The 2,760-nt window shown below is 33.7% G+C and carries 3 protein-coding genes; all 3 read left to right on the forward strand.

Annotation, left to right across the window (positions count from 1 at the left end; translation table 11 throughout):
* On the forward strand, positions 1-880 hold an 880-nt coding region (locus C0512_RS15015), incomplete at its 5' end, for an efflux RND transporter permease subunit (protein ID WP_290863024.1).
* The gene (locus C0512_RS15020) at positions 867-2,120 is read left to right on the forward strand and encodes a TolC family protein (protein ID WP_290863026.1); all 1,254 of its coding nucleotides are present in this window, start codon (positions 867-869) and stop codon (positions 2,118-2,120) included. The genes C0512_RS15015 and C0512_RS15020, both read left to right, overlap by 14 nt.
* A gap of 2 nt (positions 2,121-2,122) precedes the next feature.
* Positions 2,123-2,760, forward strand: a 638-nt coding sequence (locus tag C0512_RS15025) for an efflux RND transporter periplasmic adaptor subunit (protein WP_290863028.1), incomplete at its 3' end; no start/stop codon positions are given.

Consider the following 2,760-nt stretch of genomic DNA (forward strand, 5'->3'; position numbering starts at 1 on the left):
AGTAAATGCCAGATATGCCCAAGAGTATCGAAACAGTATTGAGGCACTCAAAAAATTGCAAGTCCAAACCATGCAATATGGTCCAATCCCTCTAGAAACAGTTGCAGTGGTAAAAATAAGTGATGGACCTCCCATGATAAATAGTGAAAACGCTATGCTAAGAGGAAGTGTGCTGTTTAATGTTCGTGACCGAGACTTGGGAAGTACCGTAAAAGAGGCCCAGCAAAAATTGAATTCGATGATGTCTAAAATGCCAAAAGGGTACTACATAGAATGGAGTGGGCAGTGGGAGAATCAGTTAAGGGCCAATAAAACGCTAAGCATGATACTACCGATAGTGGTCATAATTATCTTCCTCATTTTGTATTTTACTTACCACTCCATGAAAGAATCACTCATTACCATGATAACAGTACCTTTTGCTTTAATAGGAGGTATTTTTATGGTCTATTTTTATGGTATAAATCTATCTGTCGCGGTTGCAGTTGGTTTTATTGCGCTTTTCGGAATGGCAATTGAAACAGCTATGTTAATGACTATCTATTTAAATGAATCTATGAATAAGATGGTCGAAAAACATGGCAATAGTTCAAAAACGATTACAGAAGATATATTGAAACAATACATTATTGATGGTTCAGCAAAAAGATTGAGACCAAAATTAATGACGGTTTCTGTTTCTTTATTTGGTCTTATTCCGATACTTTGGGCAACAGGTACCGGTGCCGATGTGATGTTGCCTATAACAGTCCCTCTTATCGGGGGAACAATTACTTCCACAATTTATGTATTATTAGTAACTCCTATTGTTTTTGAAATGGTGAAACTTCACGAATTAAAAACAAAAGGCAAAATAGAACTTATAGATGTTAAAGAATAAATATAATATCGTTATAAGCTTTTTGATTTTAAGCTTTACAACTGCTAGTGCACAGGTACTTTCGTTGGAAAATATTTTAAGTACAATCAAAACCGATAATCCACAGTTAAAAATGTACGATGCTGATATTCAAAGCATGGATGCCGCTGCAAAAGGAGCCAAAAGTTGGATGGCACCTCAAGTAGAAACTGGATTTTTTATGACTCCCTATAATACTAAAATGTGGAAAGCAGATGATATGAGCCCGGGCATGGGCAGCTATATGATTGGGGTTTCACAAATGATTCCCAATGCAAAAAAGCAAAATACCGAGTACAAGTATATGAGTGCTATGTCGTCTGTTGAAAAAGAAAATAAAAATTACACTTTAAATCAACTTTATGCCATAGCGAAAACAAATTATTATCAGTGGCTTATACTAAACAAAAAAGTTAAAGTGGCCGATGATAATTTACTGCTCTTAAACTACATGATAAAGAGTATGGAAATTAGGTATCAGTACAATATGGATAAACTCCCAACTTATTATAAAGCAAAATCTCAATATAATGAGTTAGAAAGTATGATTATAATGCTTCAGAATGATATTTCACAAAAAAGAATTATGCTCAACACTTTAATGTCAAGAGATAAAAATATAGCGTTTGAAATTGAAGAAACATTCGAACTAAAGGAATACAACGCACAACTACTAGACACAACTTTAATTTCCAAAAACAGAAGTGATATAAATGCCATCAAAAGAACCATGGAAATAAACCAACTGAAAATTGACGCAGAAAAATCAAAATTTCTTCCGGAATTTGGCGTTAAATATGACCACATGTTTGCTTTTGGACAACAGCCTCAGCAATTCTCACTAATGGGAATGATAACTATCCCAATGCCTTGGTCAACCAAAATGAACAAAGCCAACATAAGTAGTTTTCAAATTAAAAACGAAAGCCTCAATTGGCAAAAGCGAATGATTTTAAATGAAACGGTTGGTATGATTTCGGGAATGAATACAGAACTTTCTAACCTCAAAAAGCAATACACTATCTCCGAAAAGAGTATCATTCCATCATTGCGTAAAAATTATGATACCGCAGTATTAGCTTGGCAAAATAACACAGGAGATTTATTTGTTGTCTTAGATGCATGGGAAGCTTTGAACATGGCTCAAATGGATGCGTTTAATAAATTACAGTCCATATTAAACACTCAGGTAGAAATCGAAAAACAACTGGAAATTAAGTAACTATGAATAAGTATATAAAATATGGTTTAATTTTAAGTGTGATAGCAATAATCGGTTCTATTATTTATTTCTTTATAATAAAATCGGGAAATCATTCTGCAGGGTCGCATCAAGCGGATGTCTATACTTGCTCAATGCATCCGCAAATCATTAGAGATAAACCGGGAAACTGCCCTATTTGCGGAATGACTTTAGTAAAAAAAGTAACCGACAATCATGCTAAAGAAGACCATAATCTCGAAAATGTCATTAAGCCTACAGATAACTTTATAGTGGGTAAGTTTCAAACAACAACAGCAGTAGATTCAACTTTAAGCCGTGAAATCAATCTTCCCGGCATCGTTGCTTATGACCCAAATTCAGCCATAAATATTGCAGCCAAAATAAGTGGTCGAATAGAAAAAATGTATGTGAATTTCAAATACCAACGTATTAATAAAGGACAAAAATTATTTGATTTATACAGTCCTGAACTTTTAACTGAACAAGAAAACTTTATTTATTTACTTTCAAATGATATTGATAACAGCTCAATTATTGAGGCATCAAAACAAAAGTTGTTGCTTTACGGTATGACTCAAAATCAAATAAGTGCTTTAGCTAATTCAAAAAAAGCCAATCCTAAAAAAGCCATTTACAG

The sequence above is a fragment of the Flavobacterium sp. genome, assembly GCF_013822155.1.
Taxonomy (GTDB): Bacteria; Bacteroidota; Bacteroidia; order Flavobacteriales; family Flavobacteriaceae; genus Flavobacterium.

What these genes read in the sequence shown, in the direction of transcription:
- C0512_RS15020 (WP_290863026.1), top strand. Translation starts at nt 867, where the DNA reads ATGTTAAAGAATAAATATAATATCGTTATAAGCTTTTTGATTTTAAGC.